Source organism: Streptomyces sp. MA5143a, assembly GCF_900290235.1.
Classification (GTDB): domain Bacteria; phylum Actinomycetota; class Actinomycetes; order Streptomycetales; family Streptomycetaceae; genus Streptomyces.
In genome coordinates, this window is the sequence record NZ_OLMK01000046.1 from 121,247 (window position 1) to 140,967 (window position 19,721).

The following is a 19,721-nucleotide window of genomic DNA, read 5'->3' on the forward strand; positions in this document are numbered from 1 at the left end:
TCTGACGTGCCCTCCAGGGTATCTGTCTGGGTGTGGTCGGGTCTCCACCCCTGTGGACAACAGTGCCCGGCCCGGGGTCACGGAGCAGGTCGCGGCCCCGTGACCCCGGGGTTCAGCCGCGCAGCGTCTCCTCCAGTTTCCGCGCCACGGAGGCCGCGTCGTCGCCCGGGAGGGGGGCGCCGTCACGGCCGGTGACGTAGAAGGCGTCCACCGCGTTGGCGCCGAGCGTGCTGACGTGGGCGCTGCGCACCCGCACGCGCGCGTCCTCCAGGGCCCGCCCGATGCGGTGCAGCAGGCCCGGGGCGTCCTGGGCGCGGACCTCGATGACCGTGGCGTGCCGGGAGGCGGCCGCGGCCACCGTGACGCGCGGCGGGGGCGCGACCACGCCCCGGCGCCGGGGGTAGGCGGCGTCACGCTCGGCGAGCCGTCCCGCGATGTCCAGCGAGCCCTCCAGGGCGCGTACGAGGTCGGCGCGGAGCCGGGCCGCCTGCGGCAGCGAGCCGTACTCGGCGGCCACCCGCCAGTCCAGCAGCAGGACGGAGCCCTCGACGCCGTCCGGCAGGTCGAGCGCCCGGAGCTCCGCCGTGCGCACCGTGAGCCGGTGCATGGCGAGGACACCGGCGACGGCGGGCAGGACGCCCGGCTGGTCGGGCACGGCGATGAGGAGCTCCACGCCGAGCGGCTCCGGGTCGGCCTTCTCGTCCTTCTCACCCCCGTCGTCGCTGTCCTCCGCCGGCGCCTCCGTCTGCGCGCGCAGCGACAGCACGGGCCCGCCGGTGCGGAACGCCTCGACGGCGAGCCGCTCCTGTTCCGCGGTGGGCGCGGCGGGCTCCGGCTCCGCCGGGACGTCCCCGGCGAACAGCGCGGCGACCCGCTGGACCAGGTCGGAGACGAGCGAGGCCCGCCACGACGACCAGGCGGCCGGCCCGGTCGCCAGGGCGTCCGACTCGGTGAGGGCGTGCAGCAGTTCGAGGGTGCCCGGTGACCCGACGGCCTCGGCCACGGACCGCACGGTGGCCGGGTCCTCCAGGTCACGCCGGGTGGCGGTGTCGACGAGCAGCAGGTGGTGGCGGACGAGGGTGGCGAGCACGGCCACGTCCTCACGGTCGAAGCCGATCCTGGCCGCCACGTCCTTGGCGATGATCTCCCCTGCCACGGAGTGGTCGCCGGGCCAGCCCTTGCCGATGTCGTGCAGCAGCGCGGCGACGAGGAGGAGGTCGGGCCGGTGGACCCGGCGGGTCAGCGCGGAGGCGCGGACGGCGGTCTCGATGAGATGCCGGTCGACGGTCCAGATGTGGACGGCGTTGCGCTGCGGGCGGCAGCGGACCCGCTCCCAGTCGGGCAGCAGGCGGGTGATGAGCCCCTCGGCCTCCAGGGCCTCCCAGACGTCGACGGTCGGCCGCCCGGACCCCAGCAGGGTGACGAGCTGCTCCCTCGCCTCGGCGGGCCAGGGCGTGGGCAGCGGGCGGGCGGTGGCCGCGAGCCGTCGTACGGCGTGCAGGGACAGCGGCAGTCCGGCCTGGGCCGCCGCGGCGGCGGCGCGCAGCGGCAGCACCGGGTCGCGTTCGGGCCGGGCGGCGCGCGCGAGCACGACCTCGCCGTCCTGTTCGACCACGCCCTCGGCCAGCGGTGACCGCTCGGCGACCGGCTTGCCACCGCCGAGCATGGCGCGCAGCCGGGGCCGCACGGCGCGCGAACGCAGCACGCGCCCCACTTCGCGCCAGGTGACATCGCTGGCGTACGAGATGACCCGCGCCGCCTCGTACACCTGGCGCAGCAGGGTGTCGGCGTCCAGCAGCCCGAGGTCGGCCGCGACCTGGTCCTGCTCCTGGAGCGCGAGCCGGTCGGTCGCGCGCCCGGTGGTGAGGTGCAGCGCGTCCCGTACGTCGAGGAGGCGGCGCCGGGCGTCGGCGAGCCCCTCGCGCGGGGCGTCGGCGAGCCACGAGGCGGCGACCGCGCGGAGGGCGGTGGCGTCGCGCAGCCCGCCGCGCGCCTCCTTCAGGTCGGGTTCGAGGAGGTACTGCAGCTCCCCCTGCCGCTCGGCGCGCTCGGCGCACAGCTCCTGGAGTTCGGGGAGGCGTTTGGGCGCCTGGTTGCGCCAGTCGGCGAGGACGGCGGTGCGCAGTCCGGCGGTGAGCCCGAGGTCACCGGCGAGATGCCGGGCGTCCAGCAGCCCCAGCTGCACCTTGAGGTCCTCGGCGGCGGTCTTGCGTGCCTCGGCGGGGGTGCGGACCGAGTGGTCGAGGGCGAGCCCCAGGTCCCAGACCGGGTACCAGATGCGGTCGGCGAGGGCGGCCACGGCCTTGTCGTCGGAGCCGTCGTGCAGGAGCAGCAGATCGAGGTCGCTGCGGGGGGACAGCTCGCCGCGCCCGTATCCGCCGACGGCGACGAGTGAGGCGCCGCGCAGCTCGCCGGCGCCCGCGCCGAAGAGTCCGGCGAGCCAGTCGTCGGTCAGCTCGGCGAGGGCGGCACGGCGCGGCGGCCCGGACCGCGCCTCCTCCTGGAGGAGGCGCAGCCGGGCCGCCGCGTAGCCGCTGGGTCCCGAGTCCTCTGCATCCGTACGTACGTCCGTACTCGTCACCCAGTGACTCCTGTTCTTCTGTGCGGTCAGAGCGCGTCCGGGCCGCGCTCGCCCGTCCGGACCCGTACGGCCGTCTCGACCGGGAGGGACCAGACCTTGCCGTCACCGATCTTGCCGGTGCGGGCGGCCTTGACGATGACGTCGATCAACTGCTCGGCGTCGTCGTCCTCGGCCAGTACCTCGATCCGGATCTTGGGAACCAGGTCCACCGTGTACTCGGCGCCGCGGTACACCTCGGTGTGTCCCCGCTGCCGACCGTACCCACTGGCCTCGGTGACCGTAAGTCCGTGCACCCCGAAGGCCTGCAGCGCTTCCTTGATCTCGTCGAGCCGGTGGGGCTTGACGACGGCGGTGATCAGCTTCATGCCTCGACCTTCTTGCTCTGGGTGGCGGCGGCGACGGTGCTCGTGACGCCGGAGGAGATGTGCGAACCGGCGGCCGAGCTGAAGTCGTACGCGGTCTCGGCGTGCTGGGTCTGGTCGACCCCGGTGATCTCGTCCTCCTCGGAGGCGCGGAAGCCGATCGTCTTCTGGATGGCGAAGGCGATGATCCAGGTCACCACGAAGGTGTAGCCCATGACGGAGAAGGCGCCCGTGGCCTGCTTGCCGAACTGGTCGAGACCGCCCACACCGCCGGTGGCCAGGAAGCCGACCATCAGGGTGCCGATGACACCGCCGACCAGGTGGACGCCGACGACGTCGAGGGAGTCGTCGTAGCCGAGCTTGTACTTGAGGCTGACGGCCCAGGAGCAGACGGCACCGGCGACGACACCGATGAGGATGGCGCCGAAGGCGTTCACGTGACCACCGGACGGGGTGATCGCGACGAGGCCGGCGACGGCGCCGGAGCAGGCACCGAGGGTGGTGAACGCGCCGTGGCGGATGCGCTCGTAGATCAGCCAGCCGATGATGGCCGCGGCGGTCGCGACCTGCGTGTTGATCGCCATGCGGGCGGTGGTGCCGTCGACACCGAGCCATGAACCGGCGTTGAAGCCGAACCAGCCGAACCACAGCAGGGCGGTGCCGATCAGGACCAGCGGCAGGCTGTGCGGCCGCATCGGGTCCTTCTTGAAGCCGATCCGCTTGCCCACCACGAGGACCGCCGCGAGCGCGCCGATACCGGCGTTGATGTGGACCGCGGTACCACCGGCGAAGTCGATGACACCCATGTCGAAGAGCCAGCCGCCGGGCGCCCAGACCCAGTGCGCGACCGGGAAGTACGCCAGGGTGACCCAGAGCGCGACGAAGACCATCCAGGCGCTGAACTTGACGCGGTCCGCGAGGGCGCCGCTCATCAGGGCCGGGGTGATCACCGCGAACAGCATCTGGAAGAGGATGAACGAGAACGCGGCGATCTGGTGCGGTTCGCCCTTGGCGTTGGTGACGAAGCTGTCGACCGTGCTCGTGACGTCGATGCCCTTGAGGCCGATGGCGTCGAAGTTGCCGATGAAGTGGCCGACGTCACCGCTGAAGGCGAGCGAGTAGCCGAACAACACCCACAGGATGCTGACGATGCCCAACGAGATGAAGGACATCATCAGCATGTTCAGCACGCTCTTGGCCCGGACCATGCCGCCGTAGAAGAGCGCCAGGCCAGGCGTCATCACCATGACGAGCGCCGCGCTGATCAATACGAATCCGGTATCTGTGCCGTTCAATGCCGGTATCTCCTCATGGTCGGAACGGCCCGTGCGGATGCTGAAGCCTGGGGGAGCTCTCGGGGAGGGCCGACTGTGCTGAGGAGACTGGCGCAGCACCGTTTCACGGGGAGATTGGAATTGTTTCCCGCACGTGACGAACCCGCATGTCGCGTTACAGACAGGTGAAACGCAGGTCGCACCCGTTTGATCCCCCGCAGGGCCCGGCACCTGCGGAGGCTTCCGGGGCTACCGGCTTCGTATCCGATGGAACTGCGGCACGGACCGACCGCGGCCGGGGGAGCGTGTGCACCCGCCCCCGCCCGGCCGCGGTTCGTCCTACCGGCTCAGCGGCCCGATCAGCGCTTGACGCAGACCTTGACGGTCTTGGTCCAGGAGTCGGAATTGGCCCCGACGTACGCCGTGGCCTCGGGACGCACGGAGAGGCACAGCTTCTCCGCCTTGAGGGAGACGCGGACCATTCCGTCGAAGCTCGCCGGACGGCCGCTGTTGCTCTGGACGTACTTCCACGAGTTCACGTTGTACGTGGTGGCGCGCGTCGCGGCCTTGCGCTTGCCGCACTCCAGGGTCGGAGTGACGGAAAGGCTCCACACACCCACGGCAACCTTGGCGTTCATCTTGCACTTCGTGCTCTCGTACCAGCGCTGGGTCAGCTGCAGCTTGGTGAGGTTCGCCCGCTTGCCGCCCGAACAGCTCGAGTAGGTGGTGGCCGTCATGGACGGGTCCTTGAGCTTCACGTCCGTGTAGGCGTGGTCCTTGGCGCCCTTCATCTGCCAGTAGTAGTGCTTGAACTCGACCCGGCCGGTGAGCTTCACATAGACGCAGCGCTTGAGCGGCTTGGACCACATCGACACGGTCGCGCTGTACGGCTTGCTGTGCGAGGTCTTTGCGACCGCACCCGCACTGGGCGCCATGCCCATGACGAGAGCGAGAGAGGACGCACCCACCCCGACGGCGGATGCCACTGATTTGGCCTGCATATCCGATTACCCCGTTTCCCCGTGGTTTTCCTGGCCGTTACGTCAATTTCACGTACGAGCACAGGAGTTGACCGCCATCTTTCCGAGTGGCGCGGACGCAACTTTAGCCACAGAGGTTGACACGGGCACGCCACGTTACCAAGGGGGATCGAAGTCGTTACGATTCACCGGCTTTGCAAACGTCATGCAAAAGGCCGACCACGGCGGGCCATCCGATGACTTGGCGATGGGGGAGCCGAGTCGGGCAGTAGGGATGGCCGGCCGCGGCCGGAGTCGGGGGCCCTCGGGGTCGGCGGGCCGGGCCGGGTCAGACCGCTTCGGCGGTCTCCGGGAGGTGCACGGCGAGCTGGTCGGTGAGCTCGACGACCTCGGCGAGGTCGCCGAAATCGCGTACGGCCGTGTCGACGGTCTTGCGGATACGGGTGTTGAGGCGCTCGGAGCGGACCTTCCGGGCGACGGTCATGGCCCGCTGCGCCAGGTCGGCGCCCTGCTCGGGCTCACGCTGCAGCAGATGGACCGTGGCCATGCCGATCAGGTTCAGCGCGTACGACCGCTGGTGGTCGGTGTCCGTCGCGAAGAGTTCGACCGCGCGGCGCATCACGGGCTCGGCCAGGGAGGCGTACGTGGGGCTGCGGCCGGCCACATAGGCGAGGTCGCGGTAGGAGTGGGAGTTCTCGCCGTGCAGTTCGGCCTCGTTGAAGAAGCGGATCCAGTCAGGGTCCGGGTCGTCCCATTCCTCGGCGTCGGCGAAGGTGTCCTCGGCCATCCGGACGGCCCTCTTGCACTTGCCGGGCTGCCCCATGTTGGCGTAGGCGCGGGCCTCCATCGCATACAGCATCGCCTGGGTGCGCGGGCTCGCGCAGTCGCGGCTGCCGTACTGGGCGAGGTGGATCAGTTCGAGCGCGTCGTCGGGCCGGCCGAGGTGGATCATCTGGCGGCTCATGCTGGAGAGGACGTACGAGCCGAGGGGCTTGTCGCCCGCTTCCTTCGCCGCGTGCAGGGCGAGGACGAAGTACTTCTGGGCGGTGGGCTGGAGGCCGATGTCGTAGCTCATCCAGCCGGCCAGCTCCGCCAGCTCGGCGGCGACCTTGAACAGACGCCGGTTGGTGGCCTCGGGCTGGGGCTCCTGGAGGAGGTCGGTCACCTCGTGCAGCTGGCCGACGACCGCCTTGCGGCGCAGGCCGCCCCCGCACTGGGCGTCCCACTGCCGGAACATGACCGTGGTGGACTCCAGGAGGTCCAGCTCGGGTTTGGACAGGCGGCCGCCGCGGCGCGCGGCGGCGGAGGGTTCGGGCTCCGGGCGGGGTGCGGGCAGGGTGGGGACGAGCCAGCGCTGCATCGGCTCGATGAGGGCCGGACCCGCGGACAGGGCCAGGGAGTTCCCGAGGAAGCCGCGCCGCGCCAGCATCAGGTCGCTGCGCGAGAACTCACTGATCAGCGCCACGGTCTGCGGGCCCGTCCAGGGCAGATCGACGCCGGACACGGACGGTGCCTGGTGCGCGGCGCGCAGCCCGAGGTCCTCGACGGCGACGACGCAGCCGAACCGCTCGGAGAACAGCTCGGACAGGATCCGTGGGATCGGCTCGCGCGGGTTCTCCCCGTCGAGCCAGCGCCGTACGCGCGAGGTGTCGGTGGAGATGTGGTTGGCCCCGAGCTGGCGGGCGCGGCGGTTCACCTGACGCGCGAGTTCGCCCTTGGACCAGCCGCTGCGGACGAACCACGAGCCCAGCAGTTCGTTCGGGCGCTTCTCAGCGTTCGTGCCGCTTCCGCCGTTGCCGCCCACTGGAACGCCCCCATCCCTGAAACCACTTGTGCGCTGTGTGCGCCAAGCCCTACCAGAATGCCGGTTACCGCGCCGTACGTCCGTCCGCTGTCACCCGTCGAACGGAAAGACGACTTGCCTCCGGCATACCCACGAGCGCGTGCATCCCCAGGATCTGTGCACTCAAAGTAATCCCACGATCACGCGTCCGGCCACGGCGATTCCAGAAACGCCACCATTCGCCACCCCTTCGAATGAACTAACGGTCCCCCGCGCGCGATTCACTTGACACATGACGGCAGGGGGTCGGCGGAGCGATGCGTTCAAGGGCGCCCGCTCCGACCGCACCACCCGGGGGTGCCACGGTGCGCCGCCCAGGCGGAGACGGAGCGTCACGATCCGCCTCCGTCGCGTAACCGCCGGCGCGCTGGACCCGTTGGAGGGGGCATGGGCTTCACGATCGGCGGCATTCGCGAGTTGCGATCTGGGCGGCGCGGCCGCTCCTCGGACTGCACGGCGGTGGCCGAGTTCACCGGCCTCTGGGGATGGGACGTCGCCCCCGGCGCACGGGCGGCCTCGGGCGCCTGTTCCTGCGGCAGGACGACCTGTGACGCGCCCGGCGCGCACCCCCTCCACTTCGCTCCCCCTGTGCCCGCAGGAGCCACCCTCGACCAGGTGAGCGAAGCCTGGGCCGAGCACCCCGGCGCCTCGATCATGCTGCCGGTCGGCCGCTCGTTCGATGTGATCGAGGTCGCCGAGTCCGCCGGGCGGCACGCACTGGTCCGGCTCGAACGCATGGGCCTGCCGCTCGGCCCGGTGATCGCCACGCCCGAGGGCCGGGCCCACTTCCTCGTCGCGCCCGGGGCCGCCGCCGAGCTGCCGGAGCTGCTCTACCGCATGGGCTGGGACGACCCCTCCGCCCTCGACCTGCGCGGCCTTGGCCCCGGCGCCCACATCACCGCCCCGCCGTCCGACCGCGGCGGCCTCGGCCCGGTCCGCTGGCTGCGCTCCCCCGCCCTCGACTCGGCGACGAGGCCACCGGCCGCGCGGCTGCTGCTGGGCACCCTGGCGTACGTGGCGCACCGGTCACGGGCGTAACCCCTTCGGCACCGGCCCCGAAGACGCGAATCGTCCCGCCCCCTGACACGGCGAAGCGCCCGTCCCCCACTGCGTCTGGGGGCGGGCGCTTTCGTCGTGTCGGCCTACGGACATCCGCAGGCGATGGCGGTCAGTCGCCGATCAGGGCGTCGACGAACGCCTCCGGCTCGAACGGCGCCAGATCGTCCGCGCCCTCTCCCAGACCGACGAGCTTGACGGGGACGCCCAGCTCCCGCTGGACCGCGATGACGATGCCGCCCTTGGCGGTGCCGTCCAGCTTGGTGAGGACGATGCCGGTGATGTCGACGACCTCGGCGAAGACACGGGCCTGGACCAGGCCGTTCTGACCGGTGGTGGCGTCGAGGACGAGCAGCACCTCGTCGAGCGGGGCGTGCTTCTCGACGACCCGCTTGACCTTGCCGAGCTCGTCCATGAGGCCGGTCTTGGTGTGCAGTCGGCCGGCGGTGTCGATCAGGACGACGTCGGCGCCCTCCTCGATGCCCTCCTTGACGGCGTCGAAGGCGATGGAGGCCGGGTCGCCGCCCTCCGGACCGCGCACCGTCCGGGCCCCGACGCGCTCGCCCCAGGTCTGGAGCTGGTCGGCGGCGGCGGCGCGGAAGGTGTCGGCGGCGCCGAGGACGACGTTCTTGCCGTCGGCGACGAGGACCCGGGCCAGCTTGCCGGTGGTGGTGGTCTTGCCGGTGCCGTTGACGCCGACGACCATCACGATGCCCGGCGTGTCGAGCGGCGAGTCGGTGTTGACCGCGCGGTCGAACTCGGGGACGAGGATCGTGAGCAGTTCCTCCCGCAGCAGGGAGCGCAGCTCGGCCGGGGTCCGGGTGCCGAGCACCCTGACTCGCTCACGCAGCCGCTCGACCAGTTCCTGGGTGGGCTGGACGCCGACGTCGGCGGTGAGGAGGGTGTCCTCGATCTCCTCCCAGGTCTCGTCGTCGAGGTGCTCGCGCGACAGCAGGGTGAGCAGCCCCTTGCCGAGCGCGTTCTGCGAGCGGGAGAGCCGGGCGCGCAGCCGTACCAGACGGCCGGCGGTCGGCTCCGGGACCTCGATCGGGGGAACCTCCACGACCGGGGGTTCCTCGACGGCGACGGGCGCCGTCGCCGAGGCGTCCGGGAGGTCCACCTCCTCGATCGTTCGGCGCGGTTCGTCGCGCGGGGTCTCGGCCTCGTCGCCGACGTGCGGCTCGGCCGGGGGCGCGGTGATGTCGGGTGTGGTGGGGGGCGCCGGCGGCAGCGACTTCTTCCTGCGGCTGCCGACGACGAGCCCGCCCAGCACGCCGAGCACGACCACGGCGATGACTACAGCAAGGATGAGGATTTCCATAACTAGGCCAGTATGCGTGACCTCCCGTCCGGCGGTTCGTTGGGCACGTCGGGGTTACCCCACGGGCCGGGCTGGCCCGCCGCCCGGCATCTCGTCGGGCGGAAGCCCCTAAGGGGCGGAGTCACAACGGGACCAGTATGCGAAGGGCCCCGTCGGGTACGCAGAGAAGCGTCCCCAGGGTGTGTGACGGCCCATGCAGTGGGCCGTCACACACCCTCCTCTAGAAACCTGACACAACGTCAGCTAGCGTCCCCCTCCACATCCGTCCGAAGGGGGTCCCCATGCCCGTCACGGTCGTCCGTTTCAATCTGGTCGAGCCCGGCGCCACGCGCGCCGCGTTGGGGGCCCGCTACCGGGCCGCCGTGGAGATGGCGGCGTACGCCGACGAGCGGGGCATCAGCACCGTGCAGACGGAGGAGCACCACGGCGTCGAGAACAACTGGCTGCCGGCGCCGTTCATGTTCGCGGGCGCGGTGTTCGGGGCGACGCGGCGGATCGCGGTGACCGTGTCGGCGATGATCGGCCCGCTCCACGACCCGCTGCGGCTGGCCGAGGAGATCGCCGTCCTGGACCTGGTGAGCGGCGGGCGGCTGGTGACGGTGGCGGGTATCGGGTACCGGCCGGAGGAGTACGCCCAGTTCGACGTGGACTGGAAGCGCAGGGGGAGCCTCCAGGACGAGGTGCTGGAGACCCTGCTGCGGGCATGGACCGGCGAGCCCTTCACCCATCGGGGGCGCACGGTCCGCGTCACCCCTCGGCCGGCCACCGAACCGCATCCGTTGCTGCTGGTCGGCGGTTCGTCGAAGGCGGCGGCCCGGCGGGCGGCCCGGCTCGGCCTGCCCTTCTTCCCGAGCGCGCACCTGCCGGAGCTGGAGGCGTACTACAAGGAGCGGCTCGTGGAGTACGGCACCGAGGGCTGGACGATGATGCCCGCGGCCGAGACCCCGCTGCTGCATGTGGCGGAGGATCCGGACCGGGCGTGGGCCGAGTACGGCCGGCACTTCCTGCACGAGGCGCGGACGTACGCCTCGTGGCAGTCGGCCGGGATCCGGTCGGCCGTGCGGTCGGGGGCGACGACGGTGGACGAACTGCGTGCCGAGGGCGTGTACCGGATCGTCACGCCGGACGAGTGCGTTGCGCTGGGCCTCGACAACTACGTCCTGCATCCGCTCGCGGGCGGAATGCCGGTGGACGAGGGGTGGCGGGGGCTGCGGCTGTTCGCCGAGCGGGTGCTGCCCCGGCTGAACGGCTGACCGTCCGCCCGGCGCGGACACGCCGCCGCCCCGGTCCGCTCAGTGGTCGGGCCGGGGCGACGGCGGGGTACGAGGAGCGGGGCAGCGGGGACGGCCCTGCTCCTCGGCTTCGGGGGCCTGTGTCTCAGCCCATCTCCTCCAGCGACTTGCCCTTCGTCTCCTTCACGAACTTCAGGACGAACGGGATGGAGAGCGCGGCGAAGACCGTGTAGATCACATAGGTCAGGGAGAGGTTCCAGTCGGCCAGGGACGGGAAGCTCGCGGTGATGGCCCAGTTGGCGATCCACTGCGCGGAGGCGGCCACGCCCAGGGCGGCGGCGCGGATCTTGTTCGGGAACATCTCGCCGAGCATGACCCAGACGACCACACCCCAGGACAGGGCGAAGAAGAGGACGAAGACATGGGCGGCGATCAGGGCGACCCAGCCCTGGGTGGCCGGGAGCCTGCCGTCGACGAGGTCGGAGGAGAACGCCCAGGCCTCCAGCGCGAGGCCGAGGACCATGCCGACGGAGCCGACGAGGGCGAGCGGCTTGCGGCCGACGCGGTCCACGAAGATCATCGCGATGACCGTGCCGACGATGTTGATGATCGACGTCGTGAAGGAGTAGAAGAACGACTCGGTCGGGTCGACGCCCACGGACTGCCACAGCGTCGCGGAGTAGTAGAAGGCGACGTTGATGCCGACGAACTGCTGGAACACCGACAGGCCGATACCGATCCACACGATCGGCTTGAACAGGAGGCTGCCGCCGAGCAGGTCCTTGAAGGACGACTTGTGCTCGCGGCGCATGGCCGACTCGATCTCGGCGACCCGTGCGTCCAGGTCGGTGCCGTCGCCCTCGACCTCGGTGAGCACCTCACGGGCGCGCTCGTGCCTTCCGACGGAGATCAGGAAGCGGGGGGACTCGGGGATGGCGAAGGAGAGCAGGCCGTAGAGGACGGCCGGGACGACCATGACACCGAGCATGACCTGCCAGGCCTCCAGGCCCAGCAGTCGACCGCGCTGGTCGCCGTCGGCGGCGTTGAGGATTCCCCAGTTGACCAGCTGCGACACGGCGATGCCGACGACGATCGCGGCCTGCTGGAACGAGCCGAGCCGACCCCGGTAGGCGGCGGGGGCGACCTCGGCGATGTAGGCGGGGCCGATCACCGAGGCCATGCCGATGGCGAAGCCGCCGACGACCCGCCAGAAGGCGAGGTCCCACAGCGCGAAGGGCAGTGCGGAGCCGACGGCGCTGACCGTGAAGAGGGCCGCCGCGATCTGCATGCAGCGGATCCGGCCGATGCGGTCGGCTATGCGGCCGGCGGTGGCCGCGCCGATGGCGCAGCCGATCAGCGCGATGGCGATCACCTGCGCCAGGGCTGTGGAGCCGATGTCGTAGCGGTCCCTGATGGCTTCGACGGCGCCGTTGATCACGGCGCTGTCGTAGCCGAAGAGGAAGCCGCCCATGGCGGCCGCCGCCGCGATGAAGATCACGTGCGAGAGATGCTCGGGATGGGCTGCCCGGGCTCCTGTCGTCGATGCCTGCGCTGTGCTGGTCACGTGGGGGGACCTTCCGCTCTGAAGGTAAAAGCAACGCTGCAGAGACTATGTCTTCAAGTTTCGAAGTCAATAGGGGGTCGAGTGAAAGCGTTTACCCATCTGAGGGCAGTGAATGCGATGATTGAGTTCAAGTGTTGAAGAAATGGCAACCGTGGCAGCAGAGTTAGAGGCCCGAGGCAACCACGCGCTCGGACCCCGTCTACCCCGACTCGCAAACGGTTAACGCAGCCGCTGGCTGATGACCTTCGACACACCGTCGCCCTGCATCGACACGCCGTACAGCGCGTCGGCGACCTCCATCGTCCGCTTCTGGTGCGTGATCACGATGAGCTGGGACGCCTCCTGCAACTCCTGCATGATGCGGATCAGCCGCTGGAGGTTGGTGTCGTCGAGCGCCGCCTCGACCTCGTCCATCACATAGAACGGGCTGGGGCGCGCCTTGAAGATCGACACCAGCATGGCGACGGCGGTCAGCGAACGCTCGCCGCCGGAGAGCAGCGACAGCCGCTTGACCTTCTTGCCGGGCGGGCGGGCCTCGACGTCGACGCCGGTGGTGAGCATGTTGTCGGGGTCGGTGAGGATCAGCCGCCCCTCGCCGCCCGGGAAGAGCCGGCTGAAGACCCCTTCGAACTCCCGCGCGGTGTCCCAGTAGGCCTCGGTGAAGACCTGTTCGACCCGTTCGTCGACCTCCTTCACCACCTGGAGCAGATCGGCGCGGGTCTTCTTCAGGTCGTCCAGCTGCTCACTGAGGAACTTGTGCCGTTCCTCCAGGGCGGCGAACTCCTCCAGCGCCAGCGGATTGACCTTGCCGAGCTGCTGGTACGCCCGCTCGGCCGCTCTGAGCCGCTTCTCCTGCTCAGCCCGGTGGAACGTCCTCGGCTGGTTGCGGGGATGCTCCGGGTCCTCGGGGAGCACCTCGCCCTCGGCGGGCGGTGACGGCGGTACGAGCTGGTCGGGACCGTACTCCGCGACCAGGCCCTCCGGTTCGACGCCCAGCTCCTCCAGCGCCTTGGTCTCCAGCTGCTCTATCCGCATCCGCTTCTCCGCGCCGAGCACCTCGCCCCGGTGCACCGAGTCCGTCAGCTTGTCCAGCTCGGCCTTGAGATCGCGCCCCTCGGTGCGCGCCCGCGTCAGCTCCTGCTCCCGGCGCGCCTTGGCGGCGTCGGCGGCGGCACGTTCCTGCTCGGCGCGGACCAGGGAGACCTCGACGTGCCCGAGGAGCTGCCGGGCGCCGGAGGCGACGGCCTCGGCGACGGCCGCCTCGTGCCGCAGCCGTGCCCTGCGCTGCTCGGCCCTGGCCCGCGCCTCCCGTTCGGCGCGCGCGGCCCGGTCCAGCGAGTCGGCACGTCCGGCCAGCCCCTTGACCCGCTCCTCGTGCGTGCGCACCTGGAGCCGGGCCTCCATCTCGGTCTGCCGCGCGTTGGCCCCGTCCGCCGCGAGCCGGTCCCGTACGGAGGTGTCGGGCTCCTCCTCGACCGGCATCTCCTCGGCCACGGCCAGCCGCTCGGCCAGCTCCTCGGCTTCTTCGACGGCCCTGTCGAGCGCCTCCTGGGCCCGCGCGGCCGCGGCGGTGGACCGCTCGGCCTCCCCCGCGGCGCCCCGCGCCTGCCCGGCGAGCCGCCCGAGCTGCTGGGCGACCGCCGACTTCTCCCGCTCGGCCGCCCGGCGCCGCTCCCCCAGCTCCTCCACGAGCGCGGCCCGCTCCCGGCGCGCCGCGACCGCGTCCTGCTGGGCCTCGGCCAGCTGCTCGCACCGTACGGCCAGCTCTTCCAGCTCCGCCGCTGCCTCGTCGACGGAGGCCTGCACCTCCAGGAGGCTGGGCGCGCCCGCGGAGCCGCCGTGTGCGAAGTGGGCGCCGAGCAGGTCGCCCTCGGCGGTGACGGCGGTGAGGTCGGGGCGCGCGTAGACGAGGTTCTCGGCGTCCTCCAGGGTGCCGACCACGACGATGCCGTGGAGCAGGCGGCGTACGGCGGGCATGAGGTCGGAGGGGCCTCGGACGAGGTCGGTGGCGAAGTGGCCGGCGGGGGGTGCCGCGGGGGGACGGATGGGGTCCACGGGTGTGCCGGGGCCGGTCGGGCCGTCGTGCCTCGGGGCCGCGGGGTCCTCCGGTGCTCCCGCCAGCAGCAGGGAGGCGCGGCCGGCGTCCTGCTTGCGGAGCAGCCGGATCGCCTCGGCGGCCGCGACGGGGCTGGTCACGGCGATCGCGTCGGCCGCCGCACCGAACGCGGCCGCCAGGGCGACCTCGTGGCCGGGCGTCACGGTCAGCAGTTCCGCGGCCGGGCCCAGCAGGCCGCCGAGCCGGTCCTTCGCGGCGAGGAGGGCGCCCGTGCCGTCCTTGCGGCGCAGGCCCAGGGCGAGAGCCTCGTGGCGGGCCTGGGTGGCGGCGCGGCGGCGCTCGGCGGCGGTGGTCGCCTCCCGGGCGGCGGTGAGGGTGGACTCCGCGTCGGCGAGGGCGCGTTTGGCGGCCTCGTGCCGCTCGGCCAGCTCGGTGTCGTCGGCGTCGAGGCCGTCGACCTCGGCCTTCAGTGCCTCGTACTCCTCCTGGGCGGCGACGGCGCGGTCCTGTGCCTCGTCGCGGGCGGCGGCGAGGCGGTCGATCTCGGCGCGGGCGGAGGCGGCGCGGGAGCGGGCGGCGTTGACCTGGCCGCCGAGGCGGGCGAGGCTCTCGCGACGGTCGGCGATGGAGCGGGCGACGTCCTTCAGGCGCCGTTCCTCCAGGGCCAGCTCCCGCTCCAGGTCGGCCCGGTGGGCGACCGTGTCCTCCAGGGCCCGCTCGGCGGCTTCGAGGGCCGCTTCGAGTTCGGCCTCCTGCTCCCGGATCCGGGCGGCCTCGCGCTCCATGTCCTCGGGGTCACGGCCGCGCCGTTCCTCGGGCGGGGCGGAGGTGGCGCTCTTGACGCGGGCGTCGGCGAGGGAGATCGTGCCGCGCACCCGCTCGGCGAGCTGTGACAGCTCGTACCAGGTCTCCTGGGCGCGCTGGAGGCGCGGGGTGAGCCGGCGCACCTCGTCCTCCAGGACCGCCTCCCGCTGGAGCGCCTTCCTCAGCTCCGTCTCGGCGGCCTCCTTGCGCTGCTTGAGCGCGGCCTCGTCGGCGATCTCGTTGCTGAGCGCCTGGCGCAGCCGGACGAGGTCGTCGGCGAGGAGACGGAGTCGGGCGTCGCGGAGGTCGGCCTGGATGACGGCGGCTCTGCGGGCGACGGCGGCCTGGCGGCCGAGGGGCTTGAGCTGGCGGCGGAGTTCGTCGGTGAGGTCCTGGACGCGGGCCAGGTTGGCCTGCATGGCGTCGAGCTTCCGCAGCGCCTTCTCCTTGCGCTTGCGGTGCTTGAGGACGCCGGCGGCCTCCTCGATGAAGGCGCGGCGGCCCATGGGGTCGGCGTGCAGCACCGAGTCCAGCTGGCCCTGGCCGACGATGACGTGCATCTCTCGGCCGATGCCGGAGTCGGACAGGAGCTCCTGGATGTCGAGGAGCCGACAGGTGTCGCCGTTGATCTGGTACTCGCTGCCGCCGTTGCGGAACATGATCCGCGTGATGGTGACCTCGGAGTACTCGATGGGCAGGGCCCCGTCGGAGTTGTCGATGGTCAGGGACACCTCGGCGCGACCGAGCGGGGGCCGCCCGGTGGTGCCGGCGAAGATGACGTCCTCCATCTTGCCGCCGCGCAGCGACTTCGCGCCCTGCTCGCCCATGACCCAGCTGAGCGCGTCCACGACGTTGGACTTGCCCGAACCGTTCGGCCCGACGACGCACGTGATGCCCGGCTCGAACCGGAGCGTGGTGGCCGAGGCGAACGACTTGAACCCGCGGAGGGTCAGGGCCTTGAGGTGCACGGCGCTGGACTTTACCTCTCGGCCTTGTCTCACTCCATGAGCGCGCGGTTTCGCCCATGAACACGCAGGGCACATCAGACGTTAAGAGGGTGGGACAACTTTGAAGCGCGGGGGAAGAAAGAAGGGACGCCTCAGGAAGGCGTCCCTTGCAGATCTGACAACTTAGCGGTTGATACGGGCAGCCCAACCACTGCTGTCGTAGTGGTGCGATGCGATGCAGTGATCAGGTGAGCGCAGGCTCCGCCTGGTGTGCGTCGATGCTCTCCATAAGCGAATCGTGAGAAGCGGCAGCCGTCAGGGCGTCGTTTTCGGCCTGGATCCGTACGAGCTCGGATTCCAGGTCCTGGACACGCTGCTGGAGCCGTCGCATCTCGGCGAGGAGTCGCGGGTCGGAGCCGCCGACGTAACCGAGAAGCGCCTTTGCCATGATGGATGGTCCTCCACACTGAGTGACCGACCGAAGCGGTGTGGGTCGTGAGGGAATCGCACCCGTGGTGCTTGGCACTGTTGAGTTTTTGCTGCCGTTCTCCATGCCAAACAGCTAAGGTGCGCGGGGCTTTCAGCGTCTCACCAAAAAGTTTGACGGTCAACACGATCACGCCCCGTATTGGCGGGCATCCCGGTGGCGCGCGGCCCTGAACGGGCGGCGCTGCGGCGGTTCCGGGGCCTCTCCTGGCCGTGGGGGCGAGGGGATCATCCTTGTCGCGGAGCTTGCCATGACGGCACCTCCTTGGCAACCACCTGCACATTTCTGTTCCGTACATGCACCTGGCATATGCCGGTGGCGCACCCTGCCCTTCGCGTTCACCGCGCTTCGCGGTCGGCGTCAGCGGATGGCGAAGCCGTCGTAGCCACCGCGGGGTGTGTCCCAGATCTCGGTGACGCCGTCCACGCGCCCGGGCGTGTCGTCACTCTGGAGCCACTCCAACAGTCCTTGACACGCTCCCCGGGAGCCCTCGGCGACGACCTGCACCCGCCCGTCGGCCAAATTGAGAGCAAAACCACTCAGGCCCCCGATCTCCAGGGCCCTGGCCCGGGTGAACCAGCGGAAACCCACACCTTGTACCCGTCCGCGCACCCACGCGACCAGTCGCACATCCTCGCTTATGAGTGCACGCTAATGGGCCAATGTCTCCTGGGTCTCACCCTCCCCTGGCGCCATGCTGTACCGTCCCCACCCAATGAATCTCATATGAAACTCACTCCTTCGTGTGAGATTCGTGAAGACGGCGATCACAACGTTGACAACACCCCCCAACGTTGACGCAGGGACACCGCAAGGACGAGGAAGGCCAGAACATGGGACGCCACCGACGCTCCGCCGCCGGCCGCGCCGCCAGGGGCCGCGCCACCGGGGTCACGAACACGGGCTTCGCCACCGAGGAGCCGCACTACGGGCCCGAGAACCTGTACGGGTTCGCCGAGTTCCTGGAGGCCGACGCCCAGGCCTCGTCGCGCGGGGGCGGTTCGCGTCGTCGTAAGAAGAAGGCCGTGACGCCCGTGAAGACGGGTCTGCTCGGTGTCTCCGCGGCCGTCGCGATCGGCACCGCCGCGGTGGCGACCGGGGTCCTGCCGGGCGGCGACAAGTACACCGTCAGCGGTGGGAGCAGCCCCGACGCCGTGGTGCCCGCCGGATCGCCCACCGGCGCGCCCGCCCAGCAGGGCGGCACGGACGGCGCCGCGCAGCAGCGCGAGGACCAGTCCACGAGCCGCGACGCCGAGCGTGAGGCCTCCCCGCCGGCCACGCCTGCCCCGTCGAAGACGCCGTCCGAGAAGCCGGAGAAGAAGCCGGAGAAGGACGCGGGCTCCCAGAAGACCAAGGAGCCGTCCGCCAAGCCCCCCAAGCAGAAGGAGGAGAAGACCACTCCTCCGGGGCAGATCTCCGCGGCGACCCAGGCCGAGGCGGCCGTCCTCCAGCTGGTGAACGAGGAGCGGGCGAAGGCCGGCTGCGACCCGGTCGCGGCGGACAGCTCGCTGGCGAAGCTGGCCGAGGTGTTCAGCGAGGACATGGCCCTGCGCAGCTTCTTCGACCACACCGACCCCGACGGCAAGGACCCCTGGGACCGTGCCGCCGCCCTCGGTATCACCGGCCTCGGCGGCGAGAACATAGCCCGCGGCCAGGCCACCGCCGAGGCGGTCATGGAGGCCTGGATGAACAGCCCCGGCCACCGCGCCAACATCCTGAACTGCGACTTCAAGACGCTGGGCGTGGGAGTGCACCTGGGCGACGGCGGCCCGTGGTGGACCCAGGACTTCGGCTACTGAGACAGCCGCAGGTCAGGCCCCCGTTCAGAGCCTTGGTGCTGGTGGGGTTTCGCCGCAGGTCGCAGCCCTGGACGTCGGTGCGCAACGCCTGTCTGGCAGTCTCCTGAAACACTCTGGTCTGGGCCCTTTTGGCGTCGGCCGCCGCTCTGAACCGGGCTTGCCGATCTCCATGTACTGAACCAGTCCTGAGGGAGTCGCGCGCCCACTCGGTGCAAATGACGTGCCACGCCCTCATGGCCTCGTGCAGCAACTCGGCTTTGGTCGCGACCGGGGTCGGGCCCATCATGCACACGATTTATGGGCCACTTCGGCCACTCATAACCTCGCGGTCCTGCCTGTCGGGAGCGTCACCGCAGGAAGAATGGACGTCTGCCGAAAACCCTGGTCGGTTGATCGACGTCGACCGGGCCGGATGACCTCAGCGACCGTCCCGCCCGTAGTTCGCATCGAGAGGGCAGGCCAGCGCGGGAGGCGGTGGAGGTGTCGAGGGTGGCCACGGCCCGGATTCGAACCGGGGTTTCCGCATCGGGGCGAACCCGAGTGCGACGTCTTGGGCCGCTAAAACGACTCATGGCCAGGCGAATAGTACTGACTCAGAGGCCGACAGGCCCACCTCTTTGAGGGGTGACGTCCCAGGTCGCGCCGATCCCCGCGCTTGGATGGCTGCGCCCCTGAGGGTCGAATGAGGCCAAATCGCGACCTACCGGGATCCGGTTGAATTCGCCCACACTCAAACACATGGGGGCGATTCGGGATCTTGACCAGTCGGCATGCCATCGCTGCGGGGAGATCAACCACACCGTGCGTGAGCGCGGACGGTTCGGCCTCATGGCAAGCTACTGCGAGAGGTGCTGGAACACCTTCGCCAACGAGATGGCCGAAGCCGACGGGGCCACAGCCGCCCCCAGGCCGAGCCCCGAGCCGGACGACGTGACTTGGATCGAGCCGCCGATCTGCCCTGAATGCGGCGCCTTGATTCGTGTATGCCCCACCAACTACGACCGGTGGGTCAGCCTCGCCATGGTGGAGTTGCCGGCCAAAGACGTCCCAGAGCCTTTCCGGTGGCGTTTGACACGGCTCCCGGACCGAGCCCCCACCCCCACGGATGTCGTGGCCGTACGCGTCCGTGGAATCGATCCGCTACCCAGCGAACCCGTCGTGCCGGCCCACCGCATGATGTGCGTTCCCGAGTGGGGCGAGCCGTAACGACCACCACCGCTGGCAACACCGACAGCCAAGGCGCAGGTCGCAGCGTTGATCGATCGCACAGCCGCGGGTCAAGACCCGACCTACACTTCTTCGGCCACTGAACCGACCCTGCGAGGGCTTCCGAGCCCCGCCTCCCGTTTCCACGCACCGAGCGAGCGCTAACCATGAGTTAGTGCAACCTTATGGTTAGCGCTGCTTCGGAGTAT

The 19,721-nt window shown here is 70.7% G+C and carries 13 protein-coding genes and 1 tRNA gene; 3 read left to right on the forward strand and 11 right to left on the reverse strand.

Annotated elements, in window-relative coordinates; genetic code table 11:
• Positions 1-112 precede the first annotated feature (112 nt).
• The 5 genes from SMA5143A_RS21710 to nsdA all read right to left on the reverse strand — a co-directional run bounded on the left by SMA5143A_RS21710 (position 113) and on the right by nsdA (position 7,001).
• The gene (locus SMA5143A_RS21710; protein ID WP_107464557.1) at positions 113-2,581 is read right to left on the reverse strand and encodes a [protein-PII] uridylyltransferase; all 2,469 of its coding nucleotides are present in this window, start codon (positions 2,579-2,581) and stop codon (positions 113-115) included.
• Positions 2,582-2,607: 26 nt separating this feature from the next.
• On the reverse strand, positions 2,608-2,946 hold the full coding sequence (locus tag SMA5143A_RS21715; protein ID WP_003997576.1) for a P-II family nitrogen regulator: 339 nt from the start codon (positions 2,944-2,946) through the stop codon (positions 2,608-2,610).
• On the reverse strand, positions 2,943-4,238 hold the full coding sequence (locus SMA5143A_RS21720) for an ammonium transporter (RefSeq protein ID WP_107464558.1): 1,296 nt from the start codon (positions 4,236-4,238) through the stop codon (positions 2,943-2,945). The genes SMA5143A_RS21715 and SMA5143A_RS21720 overlap by 4 nt, the downstream gene beginning before the upstream one ends.
• Before the next feature lie 338 nt (positions 4,239-4,576).
• Positions 4,577-5,152, reverse strand: a complete 576-nt coding sequence (locus tag SMA5143A_RS21725; protein WP_258193661.1) for a hypothetical protein — start codon at positions 5,150-5,152, stop codon at positions 4,577-4,579.
• Between the two features lie 373 nt (positions 5,153-5,525).
• Entirely contained in the window at positions 5,526-7,001 is a 1,476-nt protein-coding gene (nsdA, locus tag SMA5143A_RS21730) for a transcriptional repressor NsdA (protein WP_107464560.1), read from the reverse strand.
• 426 nt (positions 7,002-7,427) lie between these two features.
• On the opposite strand from nsdA, the gene SMA5143A_RS21735 reads away from it, so the two are divergent.
• Positions 7,428-8,078, forward strand: a complete 651-nt coding sequence (locus SMA5143A_RS21735) for a bifunctional DNA primase/polymerase (protein WP_107464561.1) — start codon at positions 7,428-7,430, stop codon at positions 8,076-8,078.
• Between the two features lie 130 nt (positions 8,079-8,208).
• Here the strand turns inward: SMA5143A_RS21735 and ftsY are convergent, their stop codons facing one another.
• The gene (ftsY, locus tag SMA5143A_RS21740; protein ID WP_107464562.1) at positions 8,209-9,417 is read right to left on the reverse strand and encodes a signal recognition particle-docking protein FtsY; all 1,209 of its coding nucleotides are present in this window, start codon (positions 9,415-9,417) and stop codon (positions 8,209-8,211) included.
• A 281-nt stretch (positions 9,418-9,698) separates the two neighbouring features.
• Between ftsY and SMA5143A_RS21745 the strand changes: the two genes are divergently transcribed.
• The gene (locus SMA5143A_RS21745) at positions 9,699-10,670 is read left to right on the forward strand and encodes an LLM class flavin-dependent oxidoreductase (RefSeq protein ID WP_107464563.1); all 972 of its coding nucleotides are present in this window, start codon (positions 9,699-9,701) and stop codon (positions 10,668-10,670) included.
• Positions 10,671-10,794: 124 nt separating this feature from the next.
• Here SMA5143A_RS21745 and SMA5143A_RS21750 read toward each other — a convergent pair whose 3' ends face one another.
• From SMA5143A_RS21750 to SMA5143A_RS21765, 4 genes are all read right to left on the reverse strand, one after another.
• Complete coding sequence (locus SMA5143A_RS21750) at positions 10,795-12,213, reverse strand: sugar porter family MFS transporter (protein ID WP_107464564.1); 1,419 nt, start codon at positions 12,211-12,213, stop codon at positions 10,795-10,797.
• A gap of 219 nt (positions 12,214-12,432) precedes the next feature.
• The gene (gene smc, locus SMA5143A_RS21755; protein ID WP_107464565.1) at positions 12,433-16,041 is read right to left on the reverse strand and encodes a chromosome segregation protein SMC; all 3,609 of its coding nucleotides are present in this window, start codon (positions 16,039-16,041) and stop codon (positions 12,433-12,435) included.
• Positions 16,042-16,264: 223 nt separating this feature from the next.
• Positions 16,265-16,468, reverse strand: a complete 204-nt coding sequence (locus SMA5143A_RS21760) for a hypothetical protein (RefSeq protein WP_009327638.1) — start codon at positions 16,466-16,468, stop codon at positions 16,265-16,267.
• Positions 16,469-16,867: 399 nt separating this feature from the next.
• Entirely contained in the window at positions 16,868-17,149 is a 282-nt protein-coding gene (locus tag SMA5143A_RS21765; RefSeq protein WP_055512588.1) for an acylphosphatase, read from the reverse strand.
• Positions 17,150-17,340: 191 nt separating this feature from the next.
• Between SMA5143A_RS21765 and SMA5143A_RS21770 the strand changes: the two genes are divergently transcribed.
• Positions 17,341-18,306, forward strand: a complete 966-nt coding sequence (locus tag SMA5143A_RS21770) for a CAP domain-containing protein (protein WP_107464566.1) — start codon at positions 17,341-17,343, stop codon at positions 18,304-18,306.
• A 490-nt stretch (positions 18,307-18,796) separates the two neighbouring features.
• On the opposite strand, the gene SMA5143A_RS43080 is transcribed toward SMA5143A_RS21770, so the two are convergent.
• Positions 18,797-18,882 (reverse strand) — tRNA-OTHER (locus SMA5143A_RS43080).
• Between the last annotated feature and the right edge of the window lie 839 nt (positions 18,883-19,721).